The organism is Paenirhodobacter populi, from assembly GCF_004022215.1.
Lineage (GTDB): Bacteria > Pseudomonadota > Alphaproteobacteria > Rhodobacterales > Rhodobacteraceae > Rhodobacter > Rhodobacter populi.
The window spans coordinates 38666-54224 of the sequence record NZ_SAUZ01000021.1; the positions used below are offsets into that span (position 1 = coordinate 38666).

General features: G+C 64.2%; 13 protein-coding genes and 1 pseudogene. 6 read left to right on the plus strand and 8 right to left on the minus strand.

The window, feature by feature from the left end:
- Window positions 1-13: 13 nt before the first annotated feature.
- Window positions 14-949 carry an N-carbamoyl-D-amino-acid hydrolase gene (locus tag D2T30_RS17075; RefSeq protein ID WP_128209867.1) on the minus strand — a complete coding sequence of 312 codons (936 nt, stop codon included), beginning with the start codon at window positions 947-949 and terminating at the stop codon, window positions 14-16.
- 783 nt (window positions 950-1732) lie between these two features.
- Here D2T30_RS17075 and hydA point away from each other — a divergent pair.
- Window positions 1733-3124: pseudogene (hydA, locus tag D2T30_RS17080) on the plus strand (dihydropyrimidinase); the annotation flags it as partial.
- A 189-nt stretch (window positions 3125-3313) separates the two neighbouring features.
- Here the strand turns inward: hydA and D2T30_RS17085 are convergent.
- Window positions 3314-4339 (minus strand): LacI family DNA-binding transcriptional regulator, encoded by a 1026-nt coding sequence (locus D2T30_RS17085; RefSeq protein ID WP_206612991.1) that lies wholly within the window; start codon window positions 4337-4339, stop codon window positions 3314-3316.
- A 298-nt stretch (window positions 4340-4637) separates the two neighbouring features.
- On the opposite strand from D2T30_RS17085, the gene D2T30_RS17090 reads away from it, so the two are divergent.
- From D2T30_RS17090 to D2T30_RS17105, 4 genes are all read left to right on the plus strand, one after another.
- Entirely contained in the window at window positions 4638-5426 is a 789-nt protein-coding gene (locus D2T30_RS17090; RefSeq protein ID WP_164884333.1) for an ABC transporter substrate-binding protein, read from the plus strand.
- Window positions 5427-5548: 122 nt separating this feature from the next.
- Window positions 5549-7054, plus strand: coding sequence for an amino acid ABC transporter permease/ATP-binding protein (locus tag D2T30_RS24330; protein ID WP_128209871.1), 1506 nt, complete (start codon window positions 5549-5551; stop codon window positions 7052-7054).
- A 29-nt stretch (window positions 7055-7083) separates the two neighbouring features.
- On the plus strand, window positions 7084-8082 hold the full coding sequence (locus tag D2T30_RS17100) for a Gfo/Idh/MocA family protein (RefSeq protein ID WP_241651319.1): 999 nt from the start codon (window positions 7084-7086) through the stop codon (window positions 8080-8082).
- A gap of 27 nt (window positions 8083-8109) precedes the next feature.
- On the plus strand, window positions 8110-9228 hold the full coding sequence (locus D2T30_RS17105) for an NAD(P)/FAD-dependent oxidoreductase (RefSeq protein WP_128209872.1): 1119 nt from the start codon (window positions 8110-8112) through the stop codon (window positions 9226-9228).
- Window positions 9229-9625: 397 nt separating this feature from the next.
- Here D2T30_RS17105 and D2T30_RS17115 read toward each other — a convergent pair whose 3' ends face one another.
- From D2T30_RS17115 to D2T30_RS17130, 4 genes are read right to left on the minus strand one after another with little or no spacing between them, the layout of a single operon-like run.
- Window positions 9626-10459: a metal ABC transporter permease gene (locus D2T30_RS17115; protein ID WP_128209874.1), complete on the minus strand. Its 834-nt coding sequence runs from the start codon at window positions 10457-10459 to the stop codon at window positions 9626-9628.
- On the minus strand, window positions 10456-11319 hold the full coding sequence (locus D2T30_RS17120; RefSeq protein WP_128209875.1) for a metal ABC transporter permease: 864 nt from the start codon (window positions 11317-11319) through the stop codon (window positions 10456-10458). The genes D2T30_RS17115 and D2T30_RS17120 overlap by 4 nt, the downstream gene beginning before the upstream one ends.
- Window positions 11316-12194: a manganese/iron ABC transporter ATP-binding protein gene (locus tag D2T30_RS17125; protein WP_164884331.1), complete on the minus strand. Its 879-nt coding sequence runs from the start codon at window positions 12192-12194 to the stop codon at window positions 11316-11318. The genes D2T30_RS17120 and D2T30_RS17125 overlap by 4 nt, the downstream gene beginning before the upstream one ends.
- Window positions 12195-12234: 40 nt before the next feature.
- The gene (locus D2T30_RS17130; protein ID WP_277749563.1) at window positions 12235-13113 is read right to left on the minus strand and encodes a metal ABC transporter substrate-binding protein; all 879 of its coding nucleotides are present in this window, start codon (window positions 13111-13113) and stop codon (window positions 12235-12237) included.
- A gap of 170 nt (window positions 13114-13283) precedes the next feature.
- On the opposite strand from D2T30_RS17130, the gene D2T30_RS17135 reads away from it, so the two are divergent.
- Window positions 13284-13709, plus strand: coding sequence for a Fur family transcriptional regulator (locus tag D2T30_RS17135; protein ID WP_128186378.1), 426 nt, complete (start codon window positions 13284-13286; stop codon window positions 13707-13709).
- A 274-nt stretch (window positions 13710-13983) separates the two neighbouring features.
- On the opposite strand, the gene D2T30_RS17140 is transcribed toward D2T30_RS17135, so the two are convergent.
- Together D2T30_RS17140 and D2T30_RS17145 are read right to left on the minus strand one after the other, a co-directional pair.
- The gene (locus tag D2T30_RS17140; protein WP_164884332.1) at window positions 13984-14862 is read right to left on the minus strand and encodes a nickel/cobalt transporter; all 879 of its coding nucleotides are present in this window, start codon (window positions 14860-14862) and stop codon (window positions 13984-13986) included.
- A complete protein-coding gene (locus D2T30_RS17145; RefSeq protein ID WP_128209878.1) occupies window positions 14844-15512 on the minus strand; it encodes a DUF1007 family protein in 669 nt (222 codons plus the stop codon). Before D2T30_RS17145 ends, D2T30_RS17140 begins: the two co-directional genes overlap by 19 nt.
- Window positions 15513-15559: the final 47 nt, after the last annotated feature.

Genomic DNA, 15559 nt, shown 5'->3' on the forward strand with positions numbered 1-15559 from the left:
GTCGCGCCCCGCGTCACGACCTTTCCGACCCCGGATCCATCTCGGCGATGATGCCATAGTGCTGCGGCTGGCGATGCATGGCGAAATTGAAGATGTGGTCGCGCAGATCCTGGCAGGCGTCCAGATCGCAGACATAGGTGAGAACTTCATCCTCCAGCGTGGAAGACAGCGCGACGATCTCGCCCGTCGGCGCGACGATGCAGGAATTCGCCAGCAGCATCGAGCCTTCCTCCATGCCCGCCTTCGCCGCCGCCGCACCCCAGACACCGTTCTGGTAGCAACCCGCCTGCATCGACAACAGGTGATGGAAGGAACTGAGATGGTCGTGCTGTGGGACCGGCGGGGTATGGGTCGGCGTGTTGAACCCGCCGCAGACGATTTCCGCCCCCCGCAGCCCCATGACGCGCCAGGTCTCGGGCCAGCGGCGGTCGTTGCAGATGAACATGCCCACCCTGGCGTCATCCACCTGATAGACCGGAAAGCCCAGATTGCCCGGCTCGAAATAGCGTTTCTCAAGGTGTTGCCAGGGACGATACGCCTCATATTCCTTATGGCCGGGCAGATGGACCTTGCGATACTTGCCGATGATCCTGCCCGTGCTGTCCACGGCGATCGAGGTGTTGTAGTGATGGGTCACCCCATTCTCGGCGATCAGTTCGGCATAGCCCAGATTGAACCCGACCCCCAGCTTTGCCGCCAGATCGAACAGCGGCCGGGTCGCCGCATTCGGCATTTCGGTCTCGAACCAGATGTCGATCTCGGCCTGATCCTCGAAATACCAGCGCGGGAAGAATGTCGTAAGCGCGAGTTCGGGAAACACGATAAAGTGCGCGCCCCGCCCGGCCGCATCCTTCATCATCTCCATCAGCCGCACGACGACCTGCTCGCGCGTTTCGGCGCGCGCGATCGGGCCCAACTGGGCGACGGCGAGGTTGATCTTGCGTGTCATTTTCGGTCCTTTCAGAGTCAGCGGCTCAGCCGCCATATTGAGCGCCCGGATACCCCGCGCCCGTCAAAGCAGAGGTTCCCGCAGGGGGCCGCAGGAACGGAAAGATCGGTCCGAACAACGGGAGCTTTCTTGCGCCGCCGCGGCCGTGTCATCACACCCGGTTGCCCCGTCGTCTGCGGCATGGCTCCCTGCGCATGGAAGGTGGTGGGCGCCCCGATCATTCCGGTCAACGCGGATACACCAACGATCCTGAGCGGCATGAGACGAGCCGTCGAAACCATATCCTTGCCCCTTGGGAAAAGCCCGCCATCCATCTGTCCCGCTTGCGGGAGCATCGTGGATATGCGTCATGGTGAGGCCGCCGGAAAAGCGCTGTCAACAGGAACCCTCGGCGCCGTCCCGGATCGCTCGCAATCTGGACGGAATCCTCTGCCATCGCCAAAATATCATGCACTATGTCCACATAATTCTTATACCGAAAGAGAAGATGCCGGCGGAACTCCGGTCATCCGGCGCCGTCACAAAAAGGAATCCGATTCTTGCGCATGCGGTGAAGCCACCGATCCTGACCGATACGCAGCGCCTGAACGAAGAAATCAGGCGTTCGCTGAAAGAACCGGCAGTTGCGCCATCCGGACGCCCTCCCTTCATGGATGCTATTGACGGATGTTTCCTCACCCGTGCATCCTCGGGAACAACATATGCATGTATACACAACGCATGAAATGCAGGAACAGATTCCGGCTCCAGATCGCATGAAAATCCGGCGGCCACAGAGAGGAACAGAACATGGATCTGGTCATACGCAACGGCACGGTCGTCACTGCCGGGGGAACCTATGCGGCGGATATCGGCATTGCCGAAGGCAAGATCGCGCAGATCGGCGGGACCTTCGACGCCGGCCTTCCCGCCCTTGACGCAAGCGGCCTCTATGTCATGCCCGGCGGTGTCGATGTGCATACCCATCTGGACGCCGCCGACGCGGGTGTCCATTCGGCCGACGATTTCCGCACGGGCACGATCGCCGCAGCCTGCGGAGGCACCACCACCGTGGTCGATTTCTGCGCCCAGGCCCATGGCCAGAGCCTGTCCGATGCCATCGCCTTCTGGGACAGCAAGGCCGAAGGCGCCGCAGCGGTGGACTACGGCTACCACATCATCGTCACCGACATGAACGAGTCGGTCTTCGAGGAGCTCGCCGGCTTACCCGAACGCGGCATCACCTCGTTCAAGCTGTTCATGGCCTATCGCGGCACCAACATGATCGATGACGTGACGCTGCTGCGCGCCCTCGATCAGGCCCGGCGCAGCGACGCGCTGGTGATGGTCCATGCCGAGAATGGCGACGCCGCCGACTATCTGCGCGACAGGTTCGCGGCCGAGGGCAAGACGACGCCCTACTATCATGCGCTCAGCCGTCCGCCCCGGGTCGAAGCCGAGGCCACCGCCCGCGCGCTGGCGCTGGCCGAAATCGTCGATACGCCGATCTACATCGTTCATCTGACCTGCGGTGAGGCGCTGGACGAACTGATCCGCGCCAAAAGGCGGGGCGTGCGCGCCTATGCGGAAACCTGTACCCAGTATCTCTATCTGACCCGGGAAGATCTCGCCCGTCCCGACTTCGAGGGCGCCAAGTTCGTTTTCACCCCACCCGCCCGCACCGAGGCCGACCACCGGATCCTGTGGGATGCGCTTGCCAATCGCACGCTCGACGCGATTTCTTCCGACCATTGCTCATGGAGCTTCAAGGACCACAAGAGCCGCGGGCGCGATGATTTCCGCAAGATCCCGAATGGCGCTCCCGGCGTCGAGGAACGTCTTATGATGATCTATCAGGGCGTGAACGAAGGCCGTATCACCCTGTGCGATTTCGTCGATCTGGTGGCCACCCGTCCCGCACGGCTTTTCGGCATGTTCCCGCGCAAGGGCACGATCTCTGTGGGTGCCGATGCGGATCTGGTGCTCTGGGACCCGGAAGCGGAATGCGTCATCGCACAGCGGGACATGCACAATGCGATGGATTATTCTTCCTATGAAGGGCGCAAGGTAAAGGGAATGCCCCGCTCAGTCCTGCTGCGCGGCAAGCTCATTGTCGAAGACCGCAACTACATCGGCACGCCCGGCGAAGGGACTTTTCTTCGGCGTGACCGCTTCGCCGCCCGCAACCGGGACTGAGGTGAATCCCCCTCCGAACGGGTGCAGTCTGAGCTGCAATGACCGCGCGGCGGAGGCGGGCCCTAACCGCCCCATGCGCGAGAGGGTTTGTGGATCAGTTTCGCGCGCTGTCGGGTGCGGACATGTACCGTCACCAGTTTTCCGGGGCCGTGCAAACCGCCGTGTGGCTGCCCACGCCACTCTGCTCAACTAAGATACGGGCCCATCTCCGACGGAGCCGCGCGGGATAATCCGGCAGGGAACCACACGGTGCGCGCAGGTGCCGTCGCCTGTCTGGATCTGGCGGATCAGCATCCGCGCGGCCTCCTCGCCAAGCCGACGCGCCGGTTGGCTGATCACGGTGATCCCCGGATGGGCGATGGCCGTCCAGTCGGCGTCATGGAACGTCACCAGCGAGAGCGCCTGCGGAATGGCGATACCGGCTGCGCGCGCGGCAGTGTAGAGCCCGAGACCGATGGTGCTGTCGGAGGCGATCATCGCCGTCGGAGCCTCGGCACCGCGCGACAGAACCTCGGTCGCAAGACTTTGAGCGCGCTTGGCCCCGACCGCGCCCACCACGACTTCGAGCGCAGTATCCTCGAGCCCTTCCCCCGCGGCAAGAAACCCCGCGATCCGCTCACGGACCGAACCGGTACCGATCTCCTCAAGGTCGGAGAATCGACCCGAATCGGTTTCGCAGGCGGTGAAATAGGCAATCCGTCGATGCCCCCGCCGGATCAGCATATGCGTAACCTCGGCCGCGACATCGCGATCGTCAGCGGTCACCCCGGCCACGGCCAGCCCCGCGGCACAGCGGTCGAATTGCACCAGCGGAACTCCGCTATCCACGATCGCGCGCAAATGGCTGCTTTCGCGCATGTCGGCGGGCGAGACAATCATCCCGTCCACCCGCCGCCCCAAGAGCGTATCGATCGCAGCCTTCTCTTCGGCGAGCGACTCGGCGGAATTGGCCAGGAGCACTCCAAAACCCTCGGCGCGCAGGACCTGGCTCATGGCGTGGACGGCGACGGCAAAAAACGGATTGGCGATGTCGCCCACGACGATGCCGATCGTGTCGGACCTGCCGGTCGTCATGCTCCGGGCGAGTTCGTTCGGGCGATAACCGATCTCGGCGGCCGCAGCGCTCACCGCGGCGTGGATCGCCGCGCTGACACGCCCGTATCCGCCGAGCACACGTGCAGCCGTAGCTTTCGATACGCCCGCCCGGCGTGCCACGTCGGATACCGATGGAGGTCTCATGCTTTCTGCCATTCTGTGAGCCGTAACGCCTGATCAGGGACTGGTCAATGAAAGTCGTTGACGGATTCAAAGGTGAAACATATGGTCGGGATACATGAAAGAGACCGGTCTCTTTTTGTGGGAAACCGGTCTCCCACATGGCAATGATAAACACTGACCTTCGGCCGGCGTGCCGGTCCCTGTCCTTGCGCGGCGGGGCTGTCGCGCAAGACCGAAGGCTGTCCCCAACATGGAGAACCAGATGACCTCGACCTTTCAAAGGATACTGGGCAGCATGCGGCACATCGCCGTTGCCGCCGGACTGGTGACCTGCGTGGCCATGCCAGCCGGCGCCAGCGACAACCCCTACGGCCTGATCGATCCAACGATGATCAGCGTTGGCACGATGGGCGACGCCAAGCCCTACACCTTCACCACCGCGGACGGAAACTTCACCGGCTTCGACATCGAGCTGTTCCTCAATCTGGCAGCGCGCATGGGGTTCGATGCCGATCACATCATCTTCACCGGGCAGGAATTTGCCGCGCTCATGCCGTCGGTCGCAAACGGACGTTTCGACGTGGCGGTGGCCGCCATTGGCACCACCGAGGCACGCAAGAAGACTGTGGATTTCTCGGATGGCTATCTCGCCGGCTATCTGACCGTCCTGACCCCAGACGCAAGCCTCGTCTCCGCCGAAGCGCTGAAGGGCAAACGGCTTGGCGTGGTGCAGGGCACGCTTCAGGAAATCTACGCCGAGAAAAACTTCGCTGATGCCTCGCTGGTGAAGTTTCCAGACAACAACACCGCCATTCTCGGGCTGAACAACGGCTCGATCGACGCGCATTTCCTCGATTACGAGGCGGCCAAGGATTATGCCATCCGCTATCCGGACCTGAAGCTTGCACAGAATATCCCGAGCTTCGACGCCCCGGCCGGTTTCGTGATCCGCAAGGGCAATGACGGGCTGCGCGAGGCGCTGAATACCGCTCTTCACGCCGCCATGCAGGATGGAACGTGGAAGACGCTTTACGAGAAATGGTTCCCCGGCTCGCCAATGCCAACCGAATATCTCCCCAAGTGATCCCTGGCCGCTGATTTCCCGTTGCGCCCGCGGTGTCGGGCGCAGCCCTGCCATTTCACAGGGCTTGCCCGCATCTTTCGTGGATCACGGCAGGCGGGCACTCCGCTATTGAAAGACTCCCCATGACCTGGCTCGACAATATCCAGCGCAGCTTCCTCGACTGGAACGCGATGGCTGAAGTGTTGCCCACCATGCTGACGGTGGGCCTGAAGAACACGCTGATCCTCGCCGCCGCCTCGACCGTCCTGGGCGTGATCATCGGCATGATCCTCGCGGTCATGGGGATATCGCGATCGGCCTGGCTACGGATACCGGCGCGGATCTACACCGACGTCTTCCGTGGCCTGCCCGCGATCGTCACCATCCTTCTCGTCGGGCAGGGCTTCGCCCGCATCGGGCGCGAGATCTTCGGACCTTCGCCCTATCCGATGGGTATCCTCGCGCTCAGCCTGATCGCAGGCGCCTATATCGGCGAGATTTTCCGCGCTGGCATCCAGAGCGTCGAGAAAGGTCAGCTCGAAGCCTGCCGCGCCCTTTCCATGAGCTACTTACAGGGAATGCGCCTGATCGTCATTCCGCAGGGTGTGCGCAGGGTCCTGCCGGCCCTGGTCAACCAGTTCATCGGCAACGTCAAGGATTCGAGCCTCGTGTATTTTCTGGGCCTGCTGGCGTCCGAGCGCGAGATCTTCCGCGTCGGGCAAGACCAGGCGGTGGTGACGGGCAACCTGTCGCCCTTGTTGCTGGCGGGGATATTCTATCTGCTCATCACCGTGCCGCTGACCCATTTGGTCAATTACATCGATCACTACCTGCGCAGCGGACGCCGCCCCTCGACAATCACCAGCGGCCTTGAAGAGGTCAGCGAACTGAAAGGGGCGAACGCCGCAGCGGCACAGGAATACACGGGCGGCACGCTTGAGGTGCGGGACCTGCATATGGCCTACGGTTCGCTTGAGGTGCTGAAGGGCATCGACCTGAAGGTGCCGGCGGGATCAGTCACCTGCATCATCGGCCCTTCCGGATCGGGCAAGTCTACGCTGCTACGATGCATCAACCGTCTGGTTGAGCCGCGCGCGGGCGATGTGTTGCTCGACGGGCAAAGCGTCTTCTCGATCCGGCCCGAACTTCTGCGCGCGCGTGTCGGCATGGTATTCCAGCAATTCAACCTGTTTCCGGATCATACAGCGCTCGGCAATGTCGCGCTGGCGCCGCAGCGCATCAAGGGCCTGTCGCACGATGAAGCCACGGCGATCGCCCGCGCCCGTCTCGCCGAAGTGGGCCTTGCCTCGCGCGCCGATCATCGCCCCGCGGGGCTTTCGGGCGGGCAGCAGCAGCGGGTCGCGATCGCCCGCGCGCTGGCGATGTCGCCCGAGGTGATCCTGTTCGACGAGGTGACCAGCGCGCTGGACCCCGAACTGGTCAAAGGGGTGCTGAACCTCATGGAAGATCTGGGCCGGCGCGGGATGACGATGGTCATCGTCACGCATGAGATGAATTTCGCGCGCAGCGTCGCCGATCAGGTGGTGTTCATGGATGAGGGCAAGGTGGTCGAGTCGGGCTCGCCGGAGGAGATCTTCGGCAACCCGCGCAGCCAGCGCCTGCGGAATTTCCTGGCCGAGGTGCTGTGATGAAGGAAGAGGATGCGATGACGGGACGATTGCTCAACTGGGGCATACTCGGCTGCGCGGGGATCGCGCGCAAGGCGATGATCCCGGCCATAACCGGCAGCCGCAACGGCCGCGTGGCGGCTGTCGCCTCGCGCGATGCCGTGAAGGCGCGCGCCTTCGCCGACGAGTTGAGGATCGCACAGGCCTGCGGCAGCTACGACGAACTGCTGCGCGATCCCTCCGTCGACGTGATCTACAACCCGCTGCCGAACCATTTGCACGTGCCGATGACCATTGCTGCGCTTGCGGCGGGCAAACCCGTTCTATGCGAAAAGCCGCTGGGTCTGAGCGCGGCAGAGGTGCAATTGCTTCAAGCGGCGCAGCGACGATTCGGCCTGCCGGTGGCCGAAGCCTTCATGGTGCGCTTCCATCCGCAGTGGCAGGCCGCACGCGATCTGGTGCGTTCGGGCCGGCTGGGCGAATTGCGCGCGATCCACACCGTCTTCACCTATTTCAACGCTGATCCGGACAACGTCCGCAACCGGCCGGAACTGGGCGGCGGCGGGCTCTACGACGTGGGCTGCTATGCCATCAACACAGCGCGCTTTCTACTGGAGGCAGAACCCGAGGCGGCCATCGGCCTGTTCGAGCGCGACCCCGCATTCGGCACCGACCGGCTGACGAGCGGCCTCGTCTCATTCCCCGGGGGCGCTCGCCTCGCCTTCACCTGCGCGACCCAGGCGGCCCTGACGCAGGAGGCGCTGATCATCGGCACGAAGGGACGGCTGCACATTCCCGTTGCCTTCAATCCGCCACCCGACATGGCCGCGACCATCGTTTTCGATGATTGCCGCGATCTGATCGGCACGGGACGCGAGGTCATCACTCTTCCGCCGGCCGACCAGTATCGGCTGTTGGCCGAGGCCTTCGCCGACACGGTGATGGGACAGGCGGCGGCGCTCGAGGATATCGCGTCCTCCATCTCGAACATGCGCGTGCTCGACGCGCTTTTACGCTCGGCCGCGACGGGCCGATGGGAAACCCTCTGAAACATGCAGACGAAGGACGACGGGAACATGACTTTCGCAACTCCCACAAGCACGGTGATCATCGGCGCCGGCATTTTCGGCGTATCCACGGCGGTGCAGCTGGCCCGCCGCGGCGTCGCGGTCACACTCATCAATGATGGGCCGGTGGCGAACGGAGCCTCGGGGCGCTCGCTTTCCTGGCTCAATTCTTCGCGGAGGCGATCGCGCGAATACCATGATCTGCGCATGGCCGGGATGGACCGTTACCGCACACTCTCCGCCCGGCTCGGGCGGGTGGACTGGCTGCGTTTCGACGGCGGGCTGACATGGGACGCCGACGATGAGAGCAACGGCATCGCCGCCGCCTTCGCCCACGAAGTCTCCCTGGGTTATGACGCCGTGCATCTGAACGCCGACGAGATCGCCGACTGGACGCCCGGAACCGATACCGCCGCCGTTACGCCCGAGGGCGCGATCTTCAACCCCGGCGAAGGCTGGGTGGACCTGCCGTCGCTGATCGCGCACCTGCTGACGGAGTTCGCGGCACTGGGCGGGACGCTGATCACCGATGAAGGGGCGGCCGAAGTGATAGCCGAAGATGGCCGGGCCATCGGCGCACGGACGGGCAACGCCCTCCATCTGGCAGATGTGGTGATGCTGGCGACGGGCCCCTCGGTGCCGGCGATGGCGGCAAAGGTCGGCGTGCGGATCGATGATGGCACGCCTCTGGCGCTGCTGATCGTCACAGAACCCGTAGAGCATCCGCTCAGGGCCGTCCTGAACACGCCCCGCGTCGCAATCCGCCCGGCGCCAGGCAATCGGTTCTCGCTCGACGCCGACTGGGCCGCAGTCGAAGGCGTCGCGGCGAAGGATGGTGCCTATCTGGTGGATCCCGCCGTGGTCGAAGACCTCTTGGCCGAGGCGTCGCAGGTGCTCGAAGGCCATCCACGTCTGAAGGCGGATCGTTGGGGTGCCGGGCGCAAGCCCATTCCGGGCGATGGCGAACCGGTGATCGGCGCCGTCACGACGCTGCCGGGGCTTTATGTGGCGTTCAGCCATTCGGGCGCGACGCTCGGCCTGATCGTCGGGGAAATGGCCGCCTACGAGATCGTGACAGGCGTACGCCATCCGATGCTGGCGACCTTCCGCCCCGAACGCTTCGCCTGAAAGGAAAAGGCGTGGCTTCCGCACTTTCCCTTCGGAGGCCGCGCCCATCCCTCCCCGAACCGGCCGGCTGAAACGGGCACTTGGATCTCGATGCCCGCCGTGCCGGGGCCGACGCCGGGCACCAAGTGTAGCACGCGGAACCCGGCCAAGCGGTCTCGCGGGTTCTGCGCGAAGCGCAGCACCGCCAGCAGGTCGTTCACATGACCGAAGTCAGTGCGATGCCCGACTGGATCCTGCGCGAAGAGGGCACCGGCCTGCCGATCCGGGCCGTCCGGCTGGGCTAAGGGATCGACAAGGGCCTTCATGTCGGCGCGCCGGGGCGAGGAAGCGATCGACGATATCGCGGGCTTCCTGACCCTGGCGCACGACCCCCGGCTTGTGCAATGAAGCCGGAGCTTCAGTTCGTCGCCTCGGTCTGGCGCAAGGGATACGATTTCCGGATAAAGACCGCGACAAAGATGCCGGTCAGGATCAGAATGATCGTGGGGGCGGGCGCGCTGTCGAGGAAGAAGCTGGCATAGACCCCGGACAGCATCGCGATCAGGCAGACCACCGAGGCCACGACCAGCATCCGGCCGAAGCTGCGCGTGATCAGAAAGGCGATCGCCCCCGGCGCGATCAAGAGCCCCACGGCAAGGATCAGCCCCGTCGCGGAAAGCGTCGCCACCACCGTCAGCGACAGGATCGCCAGAAGCCCGTAATGCAACAACCCGACCGGCAGGCCAGAGACCCGCGCCTGCGCAGGATCGAAGGCATGCAGCATCAGGTCCTTCCATTTCAGCGCCAACGCCACCGTCACGAACAGCGCGATGATCCCCGCCGTCCACAGATCCTCCGACCCCACCCCAAGCATGTTGCCGAACAGGATATGGTCCAGATGCGCCTCCGAGGTGACCGAGGTGTAAAGCACCACGCCCGCGCCGAACATGCCGGAATAGACGACACCCATCACCGTGTCGCGCTTGACCCGGCTGTTGTCGGCCAGATAGCCGGTCGCCAGCGCCGTCACCATGCCCGCACCGAAGGCCCCGACGATCAGGGGAATGCCGGTGATATAGGCCAGCACGATACCCGGCAGGACGGCGTGGCTGACCGCATCGCCCATCAGCGCCCAGCCCTTCAGCACGAGGAAACAGGACAGCAGCGCCGTGGGCACCGCCACCATCGCGGCGATCCAGAAGGCGTTTTGCATGAAGCCGAACTGAAAGGGGGACAACAGCGTCTCGATCATCGCGCGGTCTCCATGCCGGGGCTTCGGGCCGCCTTGCGGCGCGCGGCCAGAAGGCCGTGTTTCGGCGCGAAGACAAAGGCCGTCAGGAAGATCAGCGTTTGCAGGCAAACGATGATGCCCCCTGTCGCCCCGTCGAGGAAATAGCTGGCATAGGCGCCAAGGAAGCTCGTCACCGTGCCGATCAGCACCGAGGTCGCGATCAGCCGCGGGAAGCGATCGCACAGCAGATAGGCCGTGGCCCCCGGCGTCACCACCATGGCGATCACCAGAAACGCCCCCACCGTCTGCATCGCCGCCACCACGCAGGCCGACAGGAGGATGAAGAAGACCGCCTTCAGGAGCCCCGGGTTCAACCCCACGGTGCGCGCATGGCTTTCGTCGAAGAACACCACCATCAGGTCCTTCCATTTCGCCAGCAGCACCGCCAGCGACACGAAACCGATGATCGCCAGTTGCAGCGTATCGCCGGGCGTGATCGCCAGAATATTGCCCATGGTGATCGTCTGGACCGAAATCGCCATCGGGTTGACCGACACCATGAACAGCCCGAGCCCGAAGAACGCGGTGAAGATCAGCCCGATCACCACGTCGATCTTCAACCCCGACCGATCCGACAGGAACAGCATCGCCGCCGCCGCCAGACCTCCGGCGATGAAGGCGCCAAGCGCGAAGGGCAGGCCCAGCATATAGGCGCCGGCCACCCCCGGCACGACCGAATGCGAAAGCGCGTCGCCGATCAGCGACCAGCCCTTGAGCGTCAGATAGGCCGACAGGAAGGCGCAGACCCCGCCCACAAGCGCGGAAACCCACATCGCATTCACCATGAAGCCGTAGCTGAAGGGTTCGAGGAGGGTGGTCATTTCACCTCCCCCGCGCGGCGGGTCCGATCGCCGTATTGCACCAGCGGGCGTTCATCATCCGTCAGGATCGAGACATGGCGCGCGTCGTCATCGTCATGCAATGCCGCTCCGCCAAGCGTGAACTGCCGCAGCACGCCCCCGAAGGCGGCCTCGAGGTTTTCGCGGGTGAAAGTGGCCCCCGTCGGGCCGTAGCTCAGCACTGTGCCCTTCACCAAGACGCAGCGATCGCAGAATTCCGGCACCGAGCCGAGGTTGTGCGTCGAGACCAGCATCACCCGGCCCTCGTCGCGCAATTCGCGCAAAAGCGCGATGATCTGCTCCTCGGTCTTGACGTCGACGCCGGTGAAGGGCTCGTCCAGCAGGATCAGCTGTCCGTCCTGCGCCAGCGCGCGGGCAAGGAAGACGCGCTTCTTCTGGCCGCCCGAAAGCTCACCGATCTGGCGCTTGCGGAAATCGGACATGCCGACCCGGGCCAGCGCCGCCGCGACGGCCTCGTAGTCGGCCTTTGCCGGGCGGCGCAGGAACCCCATGTGGCCGAAGCGCCCCATCATCACCACATCCTCGACCAGCACCGGGAAGGACCAGTCCACCTCCTCGGACTGCGGCACATAGGCGACAAGGTTCCTTTTCAGCGCCTCCTTCACCGGCAGGCCGAGCAGACGGATCTGCCCCTTCGCCAGCGGAACGAACCCCATGATCGCCTTGAACAACGTGGATTTGCCCGCGCCATTCACGCCGACCAGCGCGGTTATCGTGCCGCGCGGGGTCTCGAAACGCGCATCACGGAGCGCGGTGTGGCCGTTGCGATAGGTTACGGTGACATCGCTTGCCATGATGCCGCCCGCCGGGTCGCCTGCAGCGATCTTCTGTTCCATGTCCTGCATGTCCTTTGTCTGTCGAAAGGGGCGGCCGCCCTTAATCCATCCCGTCGGCCAGCCCCCTGGCCAAGGTTTCCGACGTGACCCGCAGCAGATCGAGATAGGTCGGCACCGGGCCATCGGGTTCCGACAGGCTGTCGACATAGAGGACGCCGCCATAATGCGCCCCGGTTTCCCGCGCCACCTGCCGGGCGGGGGCGGTATTCACCGTGCTTTCGCAGAAGACGGCGGGGATGCGGTTCTTCCGCACCCCGTCGATGACGCGGCGCACCTGTTGCGGCGTGCCCATCTGGTCGGCGTTGATCGGCCAGAGGTAAAGCTCCCGCAGGCCGAAATCGCGGGCAAGATAGCTGAACGCGCCCTCGCAACTGACCAGCCAGCGCCGATCCTCGGGGAGCGCGGCGATATCGGCCTTCAGGGGCGCAATCGTCTCGGCCAGCCTGATCCTGTAGGCTTCGGCATTGGTCCTGTAGATGTCCGCATTCGCCGGATCGTATTCGGCAAGCGCCTTTTCGATATTGTCGATGTAGATGTCCGCGCTCGACAACCCCATCCATGCGTGCGGGTTCGGTTTGCCGTCGTAGTCGCCGCCGTCGATGGCGATCGGTTCGATTCCCTCGGTCACGGTCACGGCGGGCACGTCCTTCAGGTTCGACAGGAACTGCCCGAACCACAGTTCGAGGTTCAGCCCATTCCACAGGATCAGATCGGCATCCTGCGCCCGGACGATATCCTGCGGCGTCGGTTCATAGCCGTGGATCTCGGCCCCCGGCTTGGTGATCGAAACCACCTCGGCCGCGTCGCCCGCCACGTTCCGCGCCATGTCGGCGATCACCGTGAAGGTCGTCACCACCTTCATCTTGCCCTCCGCAGACGCGCCGGTCGCGCAAAGCATCATGATCGCCGTTGCGCCCATGAGCCGTGTCAGTGCGGAAGTCATGCCATGTCCCCTTCGGTTTGGTCAGCCCCTACATGTAAATGCGAACCATTCGCACAAGTCAACAGATAATGAGAAGCAATCGCATTTACGCATAAAGATTGCGAAGCCGTGGCCCAAAGAGTAGGAACCCCGAAACAGGAGCCGTCATGCCGAACGACAGCAGCGAATTCGTTCAGGCCCTGCGGGAAGCGGGGCTGAAGGTGACGCAGCAGCGCGTCGCGCTGCTGGCGACCCTGATGGAATCGACCGACCATCCGAATGCCGAGGAAATCTTCGTGCGGGTGCGGGCGTTAGACGATTCCGTCTCGCTCGCCACGGTCTACCGCACGCTCTCGACGCTGGAGGAGGCGGGCCTCGTACAGCGGCTGACCTTCGAGAACGAACCCGCCCGCTTTGAAATCACCCCCGCGTCGCAGCATGACCACCTTGTCGATGTCGACAGCGGCGAGGTGATCGAACTGCCAAGCGAAGAGCTGAACCGGATACGGCAGGATCTGGCAGACCGGCTGGGATATGAAATCGTCAGCCTGCATTCCTTCATCCGCGCAAGGAAGAAGCCCGCCGTTTCCTGAGCGGGCCAGCTATGGCCTTTGCGACAAGGGCGTAAAGTGAAATGCTCTCATCCACTGTCATGCCATCTCCGCGCATTCATGTGGGCGCAGGCGCCATTGTGGAGAACGACATTCTCCGGGGCATTGCCAGAACCGGCATTTGACCCAACCCCGGCCCGATGCTGCCCTTTGCGGGGGACACCGTCACGACCGGTTTTCCCGGATGGATATCGGCTGCCAGCGCCGAAGTGGCGGCACAGTCCGTTGTCTCCGGAGCCCGGACACACCGGGCATGTCAGATCAGGCGGAAAACCGTCACACCGGCCAGAACCGCGATTGCCGCGCCAAGCGTGATTTCCGATACCGCCATTGCGGGCACCAGGGACCGCCCCGCGGGCAGGGCCAGAAACATCCCCCGCCGCATCAACTGGGCGATCAGTCCTGCCGACGCCGTGACCATCACCGTCCCCAGCCCCATGACCAGAACACCGAGGATGCCCAGAAGATCCAGATCGAACCGCCATGTCAGGATCAGCAGGAAAAGCGCGCTGCTGCAGGGGCGCAGCGCGATGCCGAGGATCAGTGCCGTGGCTTCCCACCGGTCGCGCGTCGCGGAAAGCGTGAGCGGAGCATGCGCGTGGCCGCAGCCGCAGCCGGGCGGGTGATCGTGAGGATCCGCCCCTCCCCTCCGGACTTCGGCCAGACGCCCTGCGCCCCGCTTGACGAGCAACAGGCCAAGGACTCCGACCAGCGTGAACGAAAGCGGCTCGATCATCGCGGCAAGCCCCTCGATCCGGCCACGCGCGCCGTCAAGCAGCCAGACCGCGGCATAGACCAGAGCCACCGCCATTGCCGCCTGCGCCAGACTTGACAGTGCCGCCACCACCATCAGCCGGCGCAACGAGGTCGGCGACGCGGCGCCATATGCGGCGAGCACGGCCTTCCCGTGACCGGGGCCGAGCGCATGCAGGAACCCGTGCGAGAAGCAAAGCAGGAGAAAGGCGGAAACCGCCCCCGGCTGACCCGCCCGGAGCGCGCGCAGCGCCCCCGCAAGCGCGTTCTGCGCCTCCCGCTGCAAAGAGATCACATGACGGGCGAACCAGTCCTGCGGCCCAAGGGCGAAGGACAATCCGACGATCGCCATGAGGATTGCGATCACCGCCGCCTGTCGCATTCCAGCCTGACCTCATCGGCAAAGGCACCCCCAACCTCGGGATACCTGCCTTCTTCCATGATTTCCTCTTCGGTCAATTGTCCCAGCAACTGATCGTAAAGCTTCTGCGCGGCCGTAATGTCGGCCTTGCGGATGTCGACGCGGCAATCCTCGCGCCCGAGGATCGCGGGGGCGCCCGCCAGATCGTAGAAGGCATAATAGCCGGGATCGTAGGCCTGCAGGATGACCGGGCCGGTTTCGGGGGAAATGCGGTCCGGCAGCACCCGAACATGGCTGACGACCAGCCGGCCGTCCCGATATTCGGCGCGCGTGTCGACGGGGCCGCTCAATGCGACCGCGCCGCCATCCTGACGGACATGAAGATCCCCGTCGAACCCCTCGGGCCAGTCGCTGAAATGATCGCGCAGCCGGTCCAGTTCCCCGTCCGTCAGCCTGCCATCGCCATCCGCATCCATGCCCATGTCCGCGACGATCAGCATCGATGTCAGCTCGTCCCAGACCCAGACGACGCCGATCGAGTCCAGCCGCGCCTGCGCGTCGAACCGGAAGGTTATGCCGGTATCGATGAACTCATGTGGATGGGCATATCCCCGCGCTGCCCCGAAGCTCAGGGGCACGATCAAAGCGATAAGACAAATGCCGCGGCGCATGACGCGACGATAACCAACCTTCCGCCGGGTAGCCAGAGCGCCGGCGC

Excerpts from the sequence above, each read along its gene's own strand:
- D2T30_RS17075 (WP_128209867.1), bottom strand. The coding sequence starts at position 949 with ATGACACGCAAGATCAACCTCGCCGTCGCCCAGTTGGGCCCGATCGCG.
- D2T30_RS17090 (WP_164884333.1), top strand. The coding sequence starts at position 4,638 with ATGCGGCACATCGCCGTTGCCGCCGGACTGGTGACCTGCGTGGCCATG.
- D2T30_RS24330 (WP_128209871.1), top strand. The coding sequence starts at position 5,549 with ATGACCTGGCTCGACAATATCCAGCGCAGCTTCCTCGACTGGAACGCG.
- D2T30_RS17105 (WP_128209872.1), top strand. The coding sequence starts at position 8,110 with ATGACTTTCGCAACTCCCACAAGCACGGTGATCATCGGCGCCGGCATT.
- D2T30_RS17115 (WP_128209874.1), bottom strand. The coding sequence starts at position 10,459 with ATGATCGAGACGCTGTTGTCCCCCTTTCAGTTCGGCTTCATGCAAAAC.
- D2T30_RS17120 (WP_128209875.1), bottom strand. The coding sequence starts at position 11,319 with ATGACCACCCTCCTCGAACCCTTCAGCTACGGCTTCATGGTGAATGCG.
- D2T30_RS17125 (WP_164884331.1), bottom strand. The coding sequence starts at position 12,194 with ATGGAACAGAAGATCGCTGCAGGCGACCCGGCGGGCGGCATCATGGCA.
- D2T30_RS17130 (WP_277749563.1), bottom strand. The coding sequence starts at position 13,113 with ATGGGCGCAACGGCGATCATGATGCTTTGCGCGACCGGCGCGTCTGCG.
- D2T30_RS17135 (WP_128186378.1), top strand. The coding sequence starts at position 13,284 with ATGCCGAACGACAGCAGCGAATTCGTTCAGGCCCTGCGGGAAGCGGGG.
- D2T30_RS17140 (WP_164884332.1), bottom strand. The coding sequence starts at position 14,862 with ATGCGACAGGCGGCGGTGATCGCAATCCTCATGGCGATCGTCGGATTG.
- D2T30_RS17145 (WP_128209878.1), bottom strand. The coding sequence starts at position 15,512 with ATGCGCCGCGGCATTTGTCTTATCGCTTTGATCGTGCCCCTGAGCTTC.